The 17,036-nt window shown below is 30.6% G+C and carries 19 protein-coding genes; 2 read left to right on the forward strand and 17 right to left on the reverse strand.

The window, feature by feature from the left end; genetic code table 11:
* Nucleotides 1–166 precede the first annotated feature (166 nt).
* The 16 genes from spoIID to Q0649_RS21975 all read right to left on the reverse strand — a co-directional run bounded on the left by spoIID (nucleotide 167) and on the right by Q0649_RS21975 (nucleotide 15,121).
* A complete protein-coding gene (spoIID, locus tag Q0649_RS21900) occupies nucleotides 167–1,222 on the reverse strand; it encodes a stage II sporulation protein D (RefSeq protein WP_298846904.1) in 1,056 nt (351 codons plus the stop codon).
* 236 nt (nucleotides 1,223–1,458) lie between these two features.
* Nucleotides 1,459–2,724, reverse strand: a complete 1,266-nt coding sequence (gene murA, locus Q0649_RS21905) for a UDP-N-acetylglucosamine 1-carboxyvinyltransferase (protein ID WP_298846906.1) — start codon at nucleotides 2,722–2,724, stop codon at nucleotides 1,459–1,461.
* A 27-nt stretch (nucleotides 2,725–2,751) separates the two neighbouring features.
* Entirely contained in the window at nucleotides 2,752–3,471 is a 720-nt protein-coding gene (locus Q0649_RS21910; RefSeq protein ID WP_298846908.1) for a YwmB family TATA-box binding protein, read from the reverse strand.
* 358 nt (nucleotides 3,472–3,829) lie between these two features.
* On the reverse strand, nucleotides 3,830–4,231 hold the full coding sequence (gene atpC / locus Q0649_RS21915) for an ATP synthase F1 subunit epsilon (RefSeq protein WP_298846909.1): 402 nt from the start codon (nucleotides 4,229–4,231) through the stop codon (nucleotides 3,830–3,832).
* A gap of 111 nt (nucleotides 4,232–4,342) precedes the next feature.
* Nucleotides 4,343–5,740 (reverse strand): F0F1 ATP synthase subunit beta, encoded by a 1,398-nt coding sequence (gene atpD, locus Q0649_RS21920; RefSeq protein ID WP_298846911.1) that lies wholly within the window; start codon nucleotides 5,738–5,740, stop codon nucleotides 4,343–4,345.
* 15 nt (nucleotides 5,741–5,755) lie between these two features.
* Complete coding sequence (gene atpG / locus Q0649_RS21925) at nucleotides 5,756–6,610, reverse strand: ATP synthase F1 subunit gamma (RefSeq protein ID WP_298846913.1); 855 nt, start codon at nucleotides 6,608–6,610, stop codon at nucleotides 5,756–5,758.
* 142 nt (nucleotides 6,611–6,752) lie between these two features.
* Nucleotides 6,753–8,270: a F0F1 ATP synthase subunit alpha gene (gene atpA, locus Q0649_RS21930; protein WP_298846916.1), complete on the reverse strand. Its 1,518-nt coding sequence runs from the start codon at nucleotides 8,268–8,270 to the stop codon at nucleotides 6,753–6,755.
* 16 nt (nucleotides 8,271–8,286) lie between these two features.
* Nucleotides 8,287–8,820 carry a F0F1 ATP synthase subunit delta gene (locus tag Q0649_RS21935; RefSeq protein WP_298846917.1) on the reverse strand — a complete coding sequence of 178 codons (534 nt, stop codon included), beginning with the start codon at nucleotides 8,818–8,820 and terminating at the stop codon, nucleotides 8,287–8,289.
* Between the two features lies 1 nt (nucleotide 8,821).
* Nucleotides 8,822–9,307: a F0F1 ATP synthase subunit B gene (locus Q0649_RS21940; protein WP_298846918.1), complete on the reverse strand. Its 486-nt coding sequence runs from the start codon at nucleotides 9,305–9,307 to the stop codon at nucleotides 8,822–8,824.
* A 60-nt stretch (nucleotides 9,308–9,367) separates the two neighbouring features.
* Nucleotides 9,368–9,610, reverse strand: coding sequence for an ATP synthase F0 subunit C (gene atpE / locus Q0649_RS21945; RefSeq protein ID WP_298846922.1), 243 nt, complete (start codon nucleotides 9,608–9,610; stop codon nucleotides 9,368–9,370).
* 33 nt (nucleotides 9,611–9,643) lie between these two features.
* The gene (locus Q0649_RS21950) at nucleotides 9,644–10,324 is read right to left on the reverse strand and encodes a F0F1 ATP synthase subunit A (protein ID WP_298846925.1); all 681 of its coding nucleotides are present in this window, start codon (nucleotides 10,322–10,324) and stop codon (nucleotides 9,644–9,646) included.
* A gap of 4 nt (nucleotides 10,325–10,328) precedes the next feature.
* A complete protein-coding gene (locus Q0649_RS21955) occupies nucleotides 10,329–10,703 on the reverse strand; it encodes an ATP synthase subunit I (RefSeq protein WP_298846928.1) in 375 nt (124 codons plus the stop codon).
* 653 nt (nucleotides 10,704–11,356) lie between these two features.
* A complete protein-coding gene (gene wecB, locus Q0649_RS21960) occupies nucleotides 11,357–12,487 on the reverse strand; it encodes a non-hydrolyzing UDP-N-acetylglucosamine 2-epimerase (RefSeq protein WP_298846931.1) in 1,131 nt (376 codons plus the stop codon).
* A gap of 67 nt (nucleotides 12,488–12,554) precedes the next feature.
* Complete coding sequence (locus tag Q0649_RS21965) at nucleotides 12,555–13,583, reverse strand: MraY family glycosyltransferase (RefSeq protein WP_298846934.1); 1,029 nt, start codon at nucleotides 13,581–13,583, stop codon at nucleotides 12,555–12,557.
* Between the two features lie 66 nt (nucleotides 13,584–13,649).
* On the reverse strand, nucleotides 13,650–14,138 hold the full coding sequence (locus Q0649_RS21970) for a cytidine deaminase (RefSeq protein WP_298846937.1): 489 nt from the start codon (nucleotides 14,136–14,138) through the stop codon (nucleotides 13,650–13,652).
* Between the two features lie 242 nt (nucleotides 14,139–14,380).
* The gene (locus tag Q0649_RS21975; protein WP_298846940.1) at nucleotides 14,381–15,121 is read right to left on the reverse strand and encodes an ATP-binding protein; all 741 of its coding nucleotides are present in this window, start codon (nucleotides 15,119–15,121) and stop codon (nucleotides 14,381–14,383) included.
* 137 nt (nucleotides 15,122–15,258) lie between these two features.
* Between Q0649_RS21975 and Q0649_RS21980 the strand changes: the two genes are divergently transcribed.
* Nucleotides 15,259–15,954, forward strand: a complete 696-nt coding sequence (locus Q0649_RS21980; RefSeq protein WP_298846943.1) for a Crp/Fnr family transcriptional regulator — start codon at nucleotides 15,259–15,261, stop codon at nucleotides 15,952–15,954.
* A 202-nt stretch (nucleotides 15,955–16,156) separates the two neighbouring features.
* Nucleotides 16,157–16,702, forward strand: a complete 546-nt coding sequence (locus Q0649_RS21985) for an NADH peroxidase (protein WP_298846946.1) — start codon at nucleotides 16,157–16,159, stop codon at nucleotides 16,700–16,702.
* A gap of 230 nt (nucleotides 16,703–16,932) precedes the next feature.
* On the opposite strand, the gene Q0649_RS21990 is transcribed toward Q0649_RS21985, so the two are convergent.
* Nucleotides 16,933–17,036 (reverse strand): uracil phosphoribosyltransferase (locus Q0649_RS21990; protein WP_298846949.1); only part of this gene is annotated, 104 nt, incomplete at its 5' end.

A 17,036-nucleotide genomic window follows, 5' to 3' on the forward strand; every position in this document is an offset into this window, starting at 1 on the left:
TATTGTTTGCGTTTTTATCCATACAAACACCTCCATTTGTATTTTTGTCCATAATCTAATAAAACATACATTATTTATTAAATTATTTGTAAGTTATTTTATATTTTACAAAATTTTAGGCTAGTTATGCCCTCAAGATAGGATAACTAGCCTTAATTATATTGTTCTATTTAGAAATTTTTGTACCTTGATAATAGTGAGTTAAAATATCAACATAACTCTCCCCTTTTTTCGCCATGGCATCCGCTCCATATTGACTCATTCCAACATCATGACCGTATCCACTGCAATCCACTTCAACACTACTTGAATTAAACTTTATTTTAAAATTTGATGATTTTAAACTAAGCATTGTTCTAAATTTACCTCCTGTCATAGTTATTCTTCCTACCTTAATATTCTTAACACTTCCAGCCTCAGTTCTGTCAATTACTGTTATTTGGTTTTTAATATTAGCAGATGATACCCTGGCGTTATTATAATTATTATTTATAATTTGGCTTAACTCTTTATAGTTAAAAGTTTTACTACTTTTAGTATTTTTTAATTTTTCCTCACCAGGGCTTTCCACACTTCGAAGATATGGTACCATAGCGCTAAATACGTCCTCAGAATTTTCTGTTCTCCCACTGCTTGTAGAGAAATAATATGGCTCCATTACCAAATTGTCATTATATGTTAAGACTTCACCCACTGTTGCTTTAACTGCATTTTCAATCTTATTCCAATACATCTCGCCTTTAACTCTTCCCCATATTTTCAAACGTTCTTCCTTAGTCATATAAACTTGGCAGTGAACTGTATCACATAAATCAGCTTCCTTTGCATATTTACTACATCCGGCTCCACCTAATTGTGCAACGTGAGCTAAAGCATATGTTCTTGCGGCTACAGCTTGAGCTTTTATAGCCTCTACCCCAAAACCAACAGGCATTTCTGATGCCACAACTCCAGTAACATAATCTTCTAAATTAACTTCTTTTATACTGTTTTCTTTTGTAATAAAGACCTTAACTTTAGTGATTTTTGGCATTGATTCATATTTTATAACGCTCTTATTATCTCCCGATTTAATTACAGTACTTTTATTTGTGTCTTTATTTATATATTTGTTATTCCCAACTCCCACTATTAATACAGAAGTAATAACTATAAATGCTATAAATGCTATAATTAATAGAAGGATATTCTTAAAATGAATGGCAGCAAGAACTTTTCTCATCTTTTTCTCCCCTTCGTTATAAAATAAGTTTTACTCTATACATATTAAATAAATATAAAGAATATTACTTTTTAGTCTGTTGAATTTATATTGGATGATAAAACTTATATAATTTAAAATTACATTATAAAAGAACTGGAATATATTCTCTTATATACCCCAATTCTTAAGTTTTAATATTAAAAAAATCTCTTTTTATACCTGTTTATATAATACTATTATTTCTAAAATATATATTACTTATCAAAATGAACCCTTTCTATATCTGCACCTAAACCTCTTAGTTTCTCTTCAATGGTGACATATCCTCTATCAATATGATATATGTCCTTTATCGTAGTCGTGCCTTCTGCTGTTAGCCCTGCAAGTATTAGCGCTGCCCCAGCCCTTAAATCCGTAGCAGTAACCTCTGACCCTGTAAATGTGTCTATACCTTCAATTACCGCACTTCTACCATCTATCTTTATATTCGCTCCCATTCTCTTAAGCTCTACAGCATGCATGAACCTATTTTCAAAAATCGTTTCTGTAATTATACTTGTCCCTTTGACTGTACATAATAAACTCATCATCTGCGCTTGCATATCTGTTGGGAATCCCGGATATGGCATTGTTTTTAAATCTATAGGATTTAACTTTTGCCTACCATCAACTATTACACTATTTTTATTAATTTCTATCGCTACTCCCATTTCTGTAAGTTTTGCTATTATTGGCTTTGAATGAATCTCATCAACCCCATTAATTTTAATTAAGCTTTTTGTTATCGCTGCTGTTATCATAAATGTGCCTGCTTCTATCCTGTCATATATCGGTTTATGAACAACTTCTTTAAAGTCTTTTACTCCTATTACCCTTATGGTATCAGTTCCTTCTCCCTCAATTTGTGCTCCCATAGACCTTAAAAACATTGCCAAATCAACAATTTCTGGTTCCTCTGCTGCATTTCCTATTATTGTTTCACCCTTAGCAAGAGTTGCAGCCATCATTATATTTTCCGTAGCCCCCACTGATGGGTAATCTAAATATATGTTGCTGCCTATTAATTTTTTAGCTTTTGCTTCTACATATCCATGCCCTACTGAAACCTCAGCACCTAATGCTGATAATCCTTTTAAATGAAGATCAATCGGCCTAGTTCCAATATTACATCCACCAGGTAAAGAAATTTTAAAACCTCCAAATCTTCCAAGCATCGGTCCCATTATTAAAAAAGACGCTCTCATCTTTCTTACTAATTCATCATTAGCTCCACTATCAAATAAATTTGCAGTATTTATTTTGACTCTTTTATTAATTTTATCTATACTAACGTCTGCCCCAAGAGATTTTAATACATCACAAATTACAAATACATCCTCAAGCATCGGAGTATTTTCAATAGTACAACTATTAGCATTTAATATAGTTGCTACAAGTATTGGAAGGACCGAATTTTTAGCAGCACTTATATTTACTTCACCCTCTAATTTTTTTCCACCTTTTATAACCAATCTATCCATTAATTTCCTCCATAATATTGATAATTTTTAATAAGTTGTAATTATTTCAGGTGTACCCATGATAATGTACCTTCCTGACGAATAACTACATACAGCATAATTAAAATCAATTAACTTGTTATTAATTACCTTTTCATCATATCTTTTGGTATATGCCAGAGTGCTTAGCCCATTATTTAAACTCACTGTCTCAATATTTTCAGTGCCGTGAGATTTCAGAATTTTTATTATTTTTTGATTAATACCATTGATATTATTTTTTCCCACACCCTTATCACTTTCCATAACCCTTGCCTTTAAGTATTGAAAATATTTAATATCTTTACCTCTATTGCCAATACTATCTCTAACTTTATTTTTAAGAGGTATCAATCCATTTTCATTACTTACTTTAGTTATATTTATTGTTATAAGACTTTTATTTTTGTATTTCAATGCCTCTACGTATCCGTTTAAATTTTCACTTGAAAAATTTACACAATATGAATTTTTATTATCAGATGCACTTAATATTATTTTTTTATTATTAAGATCCAATGCTGAAATCATATAATTAGTTATATCTTCGGGGTCGCCTTGAGTTTCGAAGCATGTCTTTAAACCATATTCTACAGTTTTACTTTTAGTTTGGATTAATATTTCATCAAATAAATTATAATTTTCATGTGCCTTCGCGAATGTAACATTAATTTGCAAAACAATCATACTTAATACTATACATAAAAGAGCTATACCTTTTCTTCTCATTTCAGTCCCCCTACACTTTAATTTAAATTACTGCCAATAATTAAATTCTTGACAATAATTTACCTTTTTATTCTAAAAAAAATAGTTTTATTTTTGTCCTATTAATAAAATTATCCCCCAGCACAAGTGCAAAGAGGGCTATTTTCTTTAAAGTATAGGTAGGGTATATACCAGTGATCAATCTTTATATATATATCTTTTCTTTATACTACTAATATATATAATTTTAATTAAAATGTGCTTAATATAATTTAATGGTATTCACTTTGATTATTAAATATTTTATATTAAATCAACTTTATTTTCTTCTTGAGCATAAAAAAAATGAAGATAAATTAATATCTTCATTTTTTAGGTTCTATCCTTTTGCCTTGAGTCTCATAACTGACCTTAAAACAGCACCTTCTGCTCGTTTTAAATTAACTTCTTGAGTATCATTATTTAATCTTTTTTCTGCTCGCTCTTTAGCCTCATTTGCTCTTTTAGCATCTATATCTTCTGGCCATTCACAAGCACTACACAACATTTCTACTTCACCTTTAAGAACTCTTAAAACACCCGTTGATGTAAAAGCTTTTAACTCTTTACCATCAACCTGTGTAAATGTTGTAACAGTTGGTTTTAATTGAGCTATCATTGGGACATGGTTCGCAAGAATTCCAAATACCCCTTCATCACTCTGCGAGTTAAGACTTAGAATATCACCACTATAAAACTCCTTTTCAGGAGTAAGCATAGTAAGTTTTATATGATTTTTCATAAAATAACACCGACCTTTCTATGTACATATTCTTAAAGATTAATTAATAATTTTTACTAGTTATCTCAAATAAAATAAGTAACATAATGGCTAATTGCTTACTAATATGAATTACTGATTAGCCAAAGTCTTAGCTTTCTCTACTGCCTCTTCTATAGAACCTACAAACATAAATGCAGCTTCTGGTAATTTATCATGTTTGCCTTCAAGAATTTCTTTAAAACCTCTTACGGTTTCTTTTACTGGTACAAATTTACCTTTCATTCCAGTAAACTGCTCAGCTACTGTAAATGGTTGAGATAAAAATCTTTGTACTTTTCTTGCCCTTGTTACTACTAATTTATCTTCTTCAGACAATTCATCCATACCAAGTATTGCAATAATATCTTGAAGTTCTTTATATCTTTCAAGTATATGTTTAACCTCTATTGTAACATCATAATGTTCCTTACCAACTATTCTAGGATCAAGCATTGTTGATGTCGACTCCAGTGGATCTACTGCCGGATATATACCAAGTTCTACTATTCCTCTCGATAATACTGTAGTAGCATCAAGATGTGTAAATGTAGTTGCCGGAGCAGGATCTGTAAAATCGTCTGCTGGCACATACACTGCTTGAACAGATGTAATTGACCCTTGCTTTGTAGATGTAATTCTCTCTTGTAACTGTCCCATTTCTGTAGCAAGTGTTGGTTGGTAACCAACAGCACTTGGTATTCTTCCAAGTAGTGCTGAAACCTCAGAACCAGCTTGTGTAAATCTAAAAATATTATCTATGAACAATAATACATCTTTACCTTGATCTCTAAAATTTTCGCACATAGTAAGACCAGTTAATGCAACCCTCATTCTGGCACCAGGTGGTTCATTCATTTGTCCAAAAACCAAAGCAGTTTTAGAAATAACTCCTGACTCCTTCATTTCATTATATAAATCGTTACCTTCTCTTGTTCTCTCTCCAACTCCAGTAAATACTGAAAGTCCATTATGCTCTTTTGCAATATTATTCATAAGTTCTTGTATGAGAACAGTTTTACCAACTCCTGCACCACCCAAAAGACCAATTTTACCACCCTTTTGATATGGCGCTATAAGATCTATTACTTTAATGCCTGTTTCAAAAACTTCTGGTTCAACAGATTGTTCTGCAAATGTTGGAGCTAACCTATGAATAGGCATATACTTATCTACCTTAACTTCACCCATCTCATCTACAGGTTTTCCAAGAACATTAAATAACCTTCCAAGAACCACATCTCCTACTGGAACCATTATTGGGTGCAGTGTATCAGTAGCATCGAGTCCTCTTCTTAAGCCTTCTGTACCTTCCATAGCTATCGTTCTTACAATATCATCACCAATATGTTGTTCAACCTCAGCTACAATTACTCTATCATCCATCTGAATTTCAATACTATTATAAATATTAGGAAGACTTTCCGAGTCAAACTTTATATCTATAACTGGTCCTATTACTTGAACAACTTTGCCTATATGTCCTGCCATTAATCTCTCTCCTTTCTACTTTAGAGCCTCCGCTCCTCCGACTATTTCTGAAATTTCTTGTGTAATTGAATATTGTCTACTTCTATTATATTTTAAATTAAGTTTATCAAGTATATCATTAGCATTTTCAGTGGCTGACCCCATAGATTCCATTCTAGACTTATGCTCACTTGCTTTTGAATGTAACATTGAATTTAGAGTTTTACCTCCTAAAAATAATGAAGTTATTTCATATAATGCTTTTTCATCTATTGCTTCAATATTTACATACTCTTTGTTAACATTGTCTTCATTTTCAAAACTTAAAGGAAGCAATTTTTCAATTTTCACTTCATTTTTCAGTGCTGATATAAGTCTTTTATAAACTATATAAACTTCACCTATTTCACCATTATTATACATGTTGAATGCGTGGTCAATTATGGTAGTAGCTTCTTTTTGAGTAGGAACATCTAAAATATCAACATATTCAGACACAGTTTCTATATTAAGTTTTTTAAATATAACTCTTCCTTTATGGCCTACTACAATTATGTCGTATTCTTCCTTGTTGCTCTCTAATTTACTTGTCAGTTCATTTACTATCGACCAATTAAAGCCGCCACAAAGACCTGTATCCGAAGTCAAAACAACATACATTTTCTTACTACTTTTGTTTCCTTTTATATAGATACTATCTTCGTCGTAATTATCTTTAACTTGCTTAATAACTTCCTCAAGCTTATCTACATAATTATTATTAGTATCTAATTTTTTCCTTATTCTTTGATATTTAGATGTCGAAACCAATCCCATTGCTTTTGTGATTTTCGTAGTATTTGTTATAGATCTTATTCTTCGTTTAATTGCAACAAGCCCTGCACCTGCCATGTTTCACCTCTCTTTAGCATTAGTGATATGTTATCAAAGCAATTTAGCTCTAATATTATATCATCAATGCAAATTAATTACAGCGTAAAGGTGCCATATTAATTTATTACTTATACTTTTTCTTAAATTTAAATCCTTCTCACTACTTATCATCTATAGAAAATATTTTTTTAAATTCATCTATAGCTTCAGTAAGTTGTTGTTTTAATTTATCATCTAACGCTTTTTCAGTAAGTATCGCCTTACCTATTTCTCTATGCTGTGTATCCATAAACTCAAAATATTCGCTTTCAAATCGTGTTATTTCAGATACTGGGATATCTGCAAGATGGTTACCAGATCCCGCAAAGAAAATCATAACTTGTTTTTCTACAGCTACTGGCGCATATTGATCTTGCCTTAATATCTCCATTAATCTTTTACCTTTTTCAAGTCTCATTTTAGCATCTTTATCAAGATCCGTTCCAAATTGAGCAAAAGCCGCAAGTTCTCTATATTGAGCGAGTTCAAGTCTTAAAGTTCCTGTAACTTGTTTCATTGCTTTTATTTGAGCATTTCCACCAACTCTAGATACAGATATTCCAGCATTAATTGCTGGTCTTTGCCCTGAATGGAATAATTCAGCTTCAAGAAATATTTGCCCATCTGTTATAGAAATAACATTAGTTGGTATATATGCTGTAACATCACCTGCAAGAGTTTCAATTATTGGAAGTGCAGTTAATGATCCTCCACCCAATTTATCTGAAAGTTTCGCTGCCCTTTCTAGCAATCTTGAATGAATATAAAATATGTCTCCAGGATATGCTTCTCTACCTGGTGGTCTACGAAGTAATAATGACATAGCTCTATAAGCTACAGCATGTTTAGATAAATCATCGTATACTATTAATACATTCTTACCGTTATGCATAAAGAATTCACCCATTGTACATCCAGCATATGGTGCTAAATACTGAAGTGGTGCTGAATGCGAAGCTGTAGAAGCTACAACTATCGTATAATCCATAGCTCCCATTTCAGATAGTGTATTAACAATATGCGCAACAGTAGATTGTTTTTGACCAATGGCAACATATATACATATAACATCTTTGCCCTTTTGATTTATAATAGTGTCTGTAGTTAAAGCAGTCTTACCAGTTTGTCTATCTCCAATTATAAGTTCTCTTTGTCCTCTTCCAATTGGTACCATAGAGTCTATTGCTTTAATTCCAGTTTGAAGTGGTTCCTTAACTGATTGTCTTGAAATAACTCCAGGTGCTATTACCTCAACTGGTCTTGTCTCTGTAGTTTTAATCGGACCTTTACCATCTATCGCTACACCTAATGCATTTACGACTCTACCTATTAAAGCCTCACCTACAGAAACTTCTACCACTTTACCAGTTCTTTTTACTATGTCCCCTTCTTTAATTCCCTCTTCTGGTCCTAAAAGCACGCATCCTACATTATCCTGTTCTAAATTTAATGCCATGCCAAATATTCCACCTGGGAATTCTAAAAGTTCGTTTTCCATACATTCATCCAATCCATAAACTCTTGCTATTCCATCACCTATCTGAATTATTGTTCCAGAATCGACAGTTTCAATTGTTTTTTTATAACCTTCTATTTCTTTTTTTATTATGGATGTTATTTCTTCTGGTTTTATATTCATAAACTCACCTCTTTTCCTATTTGAACATTAATTTTTTCATTTCATCTAATTTGCTTTGTATTGTACCATCAATAACGTCATCACCAATTCTTATATATACTCCGCCGATAACTTTTTTATCTAATTTTTCATCGAAAATAATTTTTTTGTCATACATCTTGGCTAGTTTAACCCTGAGATTTTCCCTTTCTGTTTCTACAAGAGGAATTACAGTTTTAACTTCTGCTAGCAGTGTATTCGTACGATCTAAATGAATTTTCTCCATTTCTTTAAGATCTTCATCAACAAACAATATTCTGTTCTTTTCTATAAGTATAAGCAAAAAAGATAACAACCCGTCATCAATTTTGCCTTTGAAAATTTTGGTGAATAGTTCCTTCTTTTTAGATGTACCTACTTTAGGATGTTTAATAACTTTTAAAAAATCAACATCATTTTTCATAAGTGAAACAATTTCTCGTAGGTCCTCTAAATATTCTTCTACTTTCCCTTTTTCCTCTGCAACTTCATATAGTGCTAATGCATATCTTTTATATAAGTATTCATACATTTTAGCTACCTACCTTAACAATAAAATCTTCTATTAATTTTCTATGCTCTTTTTCATCAATATGCTTCTCAAGAGCTCTTTCAGATAATATTAAAGATAAATCTATCACTTGCTTTTGAATTTCACTTACTGCCTTTTCTTTTTCTCTTTCTATTTCCACTCTTGATCTATCCATAATCGTAATTGATTCTTTTTTTGCATCATCAATTATTTCTTGAGAAATATTTTGAGCTTTTACTTTATACTCTTCAACTATTTCTCTTCCTTTTGTCTTTGAATCATGTAATAACTTATCTTTTTCTATTCTTGAAATTTCTGCTTTTGCTTCATTATCTTTAGCATTCTTAATAGATGTGTTTATTCCATTTATTCTTGCATCCATTATCTTGTTTAATGGCTTACTAAAAAAGTGCTTTAAGATAAATAACAATATTACAAAATTTATTATTGTGAATATAATTGTAGATACATGTGCGTTTAAATTCATAATCTATTAAAGCCCCCTTTAGGCCTAATTTCAAAATTTTTCGTTTTGATATGTACCATATTATTTAAATGCTAAAATTAACGCTATTAAGAATGCATATATAGCTGTAGCTTCTGAGAATGCTGCACCTATAACTAATGTACTAATTATGGACCCTTTAGCTTCCGGTTGTCTTGCTACTCCTTCTACAGCCTTAGCTGCGGCATTACCTGTTCCTATTCCTCCACCTATACATCCTATTGCTGCAACACCTGCACCTATTGCAGACATTCCTGTAATTATTGCTGCTGAATCTAAAACCATAATATATTCCTCCTTAATTTTAAAAAACTAAATTTAGTGTTCTGCTATGACTTTTATGTTAACCATAGTTAACATAACAAAAATAACCATTTGTATAAGTCCATCAAATAAATCAAAATAAAAATGTAATGGTATTGGGACTAATAATTGAGCAAATCCATTCAAACTAGACAAACCTGTATACGCCAAATTTATTATTACAACACCTGCAGTCATATTTCCAAACAACCTAAAACTCAATGATACTGGAAGCATCACCCTTTCCATTAAGTTAATAGGTAATATAAATGCATATGGTTCAGCGTATCCTTTTAAATAATGACCTACGCCTATCTTCTTAATAGCATACCATTGAACAACAACGAATGTTATTAATGCTAGTGCTAATGATACACTATAATCCACTGTTGCAGGATGAAAACCTATCAGTCCCGTTAAATTTAAAAAACTTAAAAATATTGCCAGCGTTCCTATATAAGGCACAAAGCCCATATATTCTTCTCCCATATTATTTCTAACAAGATTGTTTATTAAATCCATAATCATTTCTATTAGATTTTGCTTCTTATCAGGAATTATTTTTAAGTTTCTTATAAATAATACACAAAATATAGCTATTACAGCTATTATGCACCACTGGACAAATATACTTTCTACAATTCCAATACTGTAGCCAAAGAATTTAATATGAAATAACGGCACTATTTTTTCCATTATATCACTTCCCTTCAATATCCTTATTTTTTATTCCGTAATACACTAAAGATATGAACTGCGCACTATATCCGAAAATATACGCAATTATATTGAACATATTGTGTCTGCCAATGGCAAACCCAATCACACTCACTAATAAAACTCTTATAAAAGATCCTATTACTATAACGCCTTTACCTTTTAAATTTTTACTATCAAGAGAATACTCTACTGTAATACCATTAACATAAAGATTCATTAGTGCTATTATTATCCCTAATAAAAAAAATAATGCATATGATTTAGCTGTAAAATAAATTATTGTAATAAAAACTAAAGAAATAAAAAAATCATATATAGCAATTTTTTTAAACATGTTTCTAAAATTACTGTCCACTTTCGCTTCTCCTTACTCTCTAACAATATTGTAATTATAGTCTACTAATTTTTATAAATAAAACTCCAAATTCCTTGATATTCTAAGTTTTAAAGTCAAATATACCATTTATATTGTTAAAATAGTATTATTCCTCTATATATCTTCCTATTATGGTTTAATACTAGTAAATAACTAATTATAAAAATATGTTATTCAATTAAACTATATTTTAATAACATTTAAAACTTTCTTAATATTCATAATATTACATTATACATTCCACTGTCAATGGGTTTTATTAACTTTAGTATGTATGTTTTATTTGGTTAAACATTTACAAAAGATTTATATATGTATATATTACCATTTAAGTGTATTGTTTCTTTAAAACAATTGCAACTTATTACTTTAAATATTTCACTTTTTCTTTTAATCATTGTTATTTCATATTATTATCAGCAATTATTAGCATAAATATACGTCTACTTAAGTATATTTTAGAAGTATATAGGCTCTTAAATGCCTTATACCTTGATAATCAATCTACTCACCCTACTATATTGTTATGTATGATTATGAATTTTGTAATCATCACAACCGTTATTTTAAACTATTAAAATTATAAAAAAAATAAATTTAAGAATTAAATTCTTAAATTTATCAATATAACTTTAAATTGGAACGTTGTTAAAATAATTTACTAGTGCATTCACTATCTTAATTGAAGCATTCCCATCACCATAAGGATTAATTGATTTACTCATATGGTTATACTTCTCTACATCTCTAATTAAACTATTAGCTTCTAGTACTATTTTAGCTATGTCTATTCCAACCAGCCTTACTGTACCAGCACCAAGAGCTTCTACCCTCTCCGTAACATCTCTAAGTACTAATACCGGTTTGCCTAAATGAGGTGCCTCTTCTTGAATTCCTCCCGAATCAGTCATTACAAGATAACATTTCTTCATTAAATTATGAATTTCTCTAGTATCTATCGGACTGAGTAAATGTATTCTAGAAACATCCTTCAAAATACTATAAACCATGTCTTTAACTACTGGATTGGGATGAACAAGATACAATATTTCTACATCAGAATTTTCTTCAACAATGATTTTTAACGCTTTACATATATTCTCAATTCCAATTCCCCAATTTTCTCTTCTATGAGCTGTAACCATTATAATTTTTTTATTTTTAAAATCAATTGAATTTAACTCATGATTTTCAAAAACATAGTTGTCTTTTATTGTATATTTCATAGCATCTATAACTGTGTTCCCAGTAACAAAAATATCTTTTTCGTCTATTCCCTCTAGTAATAAATTTTCTTTAGAGATACTTGTAGGCGCAAAATGCAATTCTGTAAGGGACGCGGTCAATTTTCTATTAATCTCTTCAGGATAAGGTGAATATTTTTTGTGGCTCCTAAGACCTGCTTCAACATGCCCTACGGGTATCTTTCTATAAAATGCTGCAAGTGCTGCCGCAAAAGTAGTTGTAGTATCTCCGTGTACTAATACCATATTCGGTTTTTCCTTATCAAAAATTTTCTCAAGCCCAGAAAGTACAGAACACGTTATCCCTGTTAAACTTTGTTTTGTTTTCATTATATTTAAATCGTATTCAGGTTTTATGTTGAAAATTTCAAGAACTTGATCTAATATTTCTCTATGCTGCGCCGTAACACAGACCTTACATTGTATTTGAGGTACTTTTTCTAATTCCTTAATTAGAGGTGCCATTTTTATGGCCTCAGGCCTCGTACCAAATATAACCATAATTTTAATGTTTTCCACCACATGCCTCCTATATAAATTAATTTGTTACTGCACACAAACTAAAAGTTATGAAATAATATATAATCTAATCTTTTTGCTCAAATATACCATATTTCCAAGCTATTAAAACAGTAATAACCCCTACTGATGCTAATAAAAAATATGCCCTTTGTGTGCTAATTTGCATAGCTATAATGGCTATTCCGCCTAGTATAGCACTTATAAGGTACATAATAATAACTGCTTGTTTTTGGCTTAACCCCATTGCTAATAACCTATGATGCAGGTGTCCTTTATCTGCTTGCATTATAGGTTTTCCATGAACTTTACGTCTTATCATAGCAAAAAGCGTATCATAAATAGGTAATGCAAATGCTAAAATTGGCACTACAATTACAAAAGCTGTCGCAGATTTAATTGCACCTTCAATTGAAATGGCCGCTAAAAGAAATCCTAATAATTGAGAACCAGTGTCCCCCATAAATATAGACGCCGGATTAAAATTATATGGTAAAAACCCTAAAATCGCACCACTTAAGACAGCTGTTAAAAACGCCGCTTCGAGCCTTCCACTAAGTATAGAGACTATCATTAGAGTAACACATGATATGAATGCTATACCTGCAGCTAATCCATCTAATCCATCAATTAAGTTAAATGCATTAGTAACACCTACAATCCAGATTATAGTTACCGGTATGTTAATCCATCCCATGCTTATAAAAGGATAGAATTCCCTAAAAGGATTAGTTATCATTGATATTTTTACACCTGACATCAATAAACATATAGCCGCTATAATTTGTATAAGAAGTTTATATCTAGGTCTTAAATCTTTAATATCATCAATAATTCCACCAATAACAATTATAGTCGCGCCAATAATTATTCCCGTTTGAGATGGCGTTAAAATTCCATTATACAAAATCACGCCTAAAACAAAAGCTATGTATATAGCTAGTCCGCCCATAACCGGAACAGGTTTTGTATGAACTCTTCTTGCATCTTTAGGAATATCAATGGCATTAACCCTTATTGCTAATTTCCTAACTAAAGGTGTAAATACAGCAGAAATCAAAGCTGTAATAATTGCTAAAACATAAAAATTACTCATAAAAAAAACCTTTCTTTCACAAAAACAGTGTTTTTATTTGATAAATATATACTAAAATTTATGAAATTAATATCCACCATCACCTTGAATTGAGTCATCATTTTCTATCCATTCCTGTACAAATACTATCTTATATTTTATTTTATCTTTTCTAACTATAACTTTCTCTATACCTGCATTAATTATAAATCTCTTGCACAACGAACAAGGAGCTGCATTTTCAACTAATTCACCGGTACTAACCTCTTTACCAACCAAATAAAGTGTTGCCCCTAACATATCACTTCGCCTAGATGATATAATTGCGTTCTGTTCTGCATGTACAGATCTGCAAAGCTCATATCTTGTCCCTCTTGGAACTTTTAATTCTTCTCTTCTACATACGCCTAAATCACAACAATTCTTTCTTCCTCTAGGTGCTCCCGAATATCCGGTAGACATAATTTCATCATTTTTGACTATAATAGCCGCAAAATTTCTACGTAAACAAGTTCCTCGTTCAGATATTGTTTCGCATATATCCAAATAATAATTATGCTTGTCAATTCTTTTCATGATTATACCTCATATAATATATTTTAATTACTTAGATAAAAATCAAATATAAAATTTATAATCTAATAATCAATCATTATCATTTTACACTAAAACAATAAGAATTTAAAGTGTTTGATAAACTATATATGTAAATTTATTATAAAGTAAAAAAGCATATATTATTACAACTGCATAATATATACTTTTCTAAATTAACTTAAACCTAAAATAGTTATTGTTTATAATTCATTAAAATAATACTACAGTATAACTCCGTTTATACCAATTGTTATCTCTTTGTATGGAACTATCACTCTAGCTTTAAGCATAGCTTCCTTTACAGAATTGACAATACCAGCGCAACAGGGTACTTCCATTCTAATAACTGTAATACTCTTAATTTCATTATTCTTTAAAATTTCAGCAATTTTATCTTTATAATAGTCATTATCATCAAGTTTAGGACAACCTATTAAAGTTATTCTTCCTTTTATAAACTCCTTATGGAAATTTCCATAAGCATATGCAGTACAATCTGCAGCAATTAATATATCTGCACCTTTTAGAAATCCTGCCTTTGAGTTAACTAACTTAAGTTGAACCGGCCACTGGTTTAACATTGAATCTCCTGATTCTTCTGCATTCGTGTTTACTATAGCTTTCTCTTGTACTACATTAAAATTGTCATCTCTTTTTATAGACTTTTCCATTGTCCCAGGACATCCACAAGGTAGATTACTCTTCTTGTCTTCTTTAGTATCACTTTGCTCCTTTTTCATCAAAACAGCCTCAACGTCGTACCCCTTAGCATCCCTCTCAATTATTTCAATAGCATCAACTGGGCATTCCGGTAGACAATCACCTAATCCATCACAATACTCATCACTTATTAATTTAGCCTTACCATTTAAAAGTTCTATAGCACCTTCATGGCAAGCATTTATGCATAATCCACAACCATTACATTTGTTCTCATCTATATTTATAATATTTCTTTTCATTTTCAAACCTCCTAAAATTTAAAATATATATTTTCTTAATAATAAATTTTCAATTGACTGTATATGATTATTATATTAAAATTACTTATGATAATATGTAACCCATGTTACCATAATAAAAATTTAAGGGTGATTCTATGGATAAATTAGTAAATGATTTGAAACAATGTATCTTATTCAAAGGTTTAACTTCACTAGAACTTCAGAGTCTAATTTTAAGTGTAAAGTATTCAATTTCTAATAACTCTAAAAATAACGATGAATATCACACCTCAATAGTAGCCTTGGAGGGTGATGTATGCGATTCGCTAGGCATTGTCATTGAAGGAAACCTTGAGGTTCAAAAACATTACGCTAGCGGAAAAATCGTTACACTAGCAAAATTAAACAAGGGTAAAATTTTTGGTGAAGCAATAGCTTTTTCAGAAACAAACATCTATCCAGCTACTATAATATCATCTATTGGTTCAATTATCCTTTATATATCAAAAAAAGATATTATATCTATGTGTAGCTCCTACCCTATAGTATTAAATAATTTCATGCAATTGTTATCTAGTAAAATCCTTCTATTAAATAGAAAAATAAAAGAGCTCTCCTTTGAAACCCTAAGGCAAAAAATATCTAACTATTTATTATATCAATACGAAATTCAAAAGAATTTAAACCTTGTGCTTCCGCTATCCAGGAAAAATCTTGCCCAGCATCTAGGAGTACAACGTCCCTCTCTCTCAAGAGAGCTAGTTAATATGAAAAGTGATGGATTAATAGATTTCAATAAAAATTTATTTCAAATAAAAGATTTAAATGGCATTGAAGATATTCTGATTTAATTCAATTGTCGAATTTTCCCGAAATGTTTCTTAAAAGATATTAAATTTTACTTGATAATTATTATCCGTTGATGTATAGTTGTACTTGTAGCAAAGATAAATACTAATTTTAATTCTATTTAATAAATTACATAACTAATATATGAGAGGATACAATTTATAATTGTAGTCTAACTCAAAAGAATACGGGGAGGAAATATATATGAAGAAGTTTGTTTGTACAGTATGTGGATATATCTATGAAGGGGAATCTGCACCTGATGTCTGTCCTATTTGCGGAGCTAAAAGTGATAAATTTGTAGAGAAAACTGAAGGTGAAATGGAATGGGCAGATGAACATAAAGTTGGAGTTGCCAAGGGCGTAGACGCTGAAGTTATAGAAGGTTTAAGAGCTAACTTCGTTGGAGAATGTTCTGAGGTTGGTATGTACTTAGCAATGAGTCGTCAAGCTGATAGAGAAGGTTTCCCTGAAGTTGCAGAAGCTTATAAAAGAATTGCTTTTGAAGAAGCTGATCATGCTTCAAAATTTGCAGAAATGCTTGGTGAAGTAGTAACAGGTGATACTAAGAAAAATCTTGAAATGAGAGTTGATGCAGAACACGGTGCTTGTCAAGGTAAAAAAGATTTAGCTACTTTAGCTAAAAAACTTAACTACGATGCTATACATGATACAGTACATGAAATGTGTAAAGATGAAGCTCGTCATGGTCGTGCATTCCAAGGATTACTTACTAGATATTTCAAATAAGATAATATCATATGACTTTTCCCTTTAGAACTCCAAATAAGAGTTTGAAACGTGAAAGTTGATTGATTAATTCTAATGTTTGGAATTACTTCCGTAAAAAGTCATACTATTATAGATATAACAACATATATATAACAGGAACGATATACACCAAAATAAAAAGCAACTTACAGAAAATTTTCTGTAAGTTGCTTTTTATTTTTACCTTTTGTTTATTTGCTTAAAATTAATTATTTAGTTCCAAATAATCTGTCTCCAGCATCTCCAAGACCTGGTACGATATATCCTTGTTCATTTAATTTTTCATCAATTGAAGCTGCATATATATCCACAT

This window comes from uncultured Clostridium sp., assembly GCF_937920395.1.
Taxonomy (GTDB): Bacteria; Bacillota; Clostridia; order Clostridiales; family Clostridiaceae; genus Clostridium_AD.

What these genes read in the sequence shown, in the direction of transcription:
- Q0649_RS21965 (WP_298846934.1), bottom strand. Translation starts at nt 13,583, where the DNA reads ATGAGTAATTTTTATGTTTTAGCAATTATTACAGCTTTGATTTCTGCT.
- Q0649_RS21950 (WP_298846925.1), bottom strand. Translation starts at nt 10,324, where the DNA reads ATGGAAAAAATAGTGCCGTTATTTCATATTAAATTCTTTGGCTACAGT.
- Q0649_RS21975 (WP_298846940.1), bottom strand. Translation starts at nt 15,121, where the DNA reads ATGAAAAGAAATATTATAAATATAGATGAGAACAAATGTAATGGTTGT.
- Q0649_RS21940 (WP_298846918.1), bottom strand. Translation starts at nt 9,307, where the DNA reads ATGAATTTAAACGCACATGTATCTACAATTATATTCACAATAATAAAT.
- atpC (WP_298846909.1), bottom strand. Translation starts at nt 4,231, where the DNA reads ATGAAAAATCATATAAAACTTACTATGCTTACTCCTGAAAAGGAGTTT.
- Q0649_RS21935 (WP_298846917.1), bottom strand. Translation starts at nt 8,820, where the DNA reads ATGTATGAATACTTATATAAAAGATATGCATTAGCACTATATGAAGTT.
- Q0649_RS21985 (WP_298846946.1), top strand. Translation starts at nt 16,157, where the DNA reads ATGAAGAAGTTTGTTTGTACAGTATGTGGATATATCTATGAAGGGGAA.
- Q0649_RS21910 (WP_298846908.1), bottom strand. Translation starts at nt 3,471, where the DNA reads ATGAGAAGAAAAGGTATAGCTCTTTTATGTATAGTATTAAGTATGATT.
- Q0649_RS21980 (WP_298846943.1), top strand. Translation starts at nt 15,259, where the DNA reads ATGGATAAATTAGTAAATGATTTGAAACAATGTATCTTATTCAAAGGT.
- spoIID (WP_298846904.1), bottom strand. Translation starts at nt 1,222, where the DNA reads ATGAGAAAAGTTCTTGCTGCCATTCATTTTAAGAATATCCTTCTATTA.
- atpA (WP_298846916.1), bottom strand. Translation starts at nt 8,270, where the DNA reads ATGAATATAAAACCAGAAGAAATAACATCCATAATAAAAAAAGAAATA.
- atpE (WP_298846922.1), bottom strand. Translation starts at nt 9,610, where the DNA reads ATGGTTTTAGATTCAGCAGCAATAATTACAGGAATGTCTGCAATAGGT.
- atpG (WP_298846913.1), bottom strand. Translation starts at nt 6,610, where the DNA reads ATGGCAGGTGCAGGGCTTGTTGCAATTAAACGAAGAATAAGATCTATA.
- Q0649_RS21970 (WP_298846937.1), bottom strand. Translation starts at nt 14,138, where the DNA reads ATGAAAAGAATTGACAAGCATAATTATTATTTGGATATATGCGAAACA.
- murA (WP_298846906.1), bottom strand. Translation starts at nt 2,724, where the DNA reads ATGGATAGATTGGTTATAAAAGGTGGAAAAAAATTAGAGGGTGAAGTA.
- atpD (WP_298846911.1), bottom strand. Translation starts at nt 5,740, where the DNA reads ATGGCAGGACATATAGGCAAAGTTGTTCAAGTAATAGGACCAGTTATA.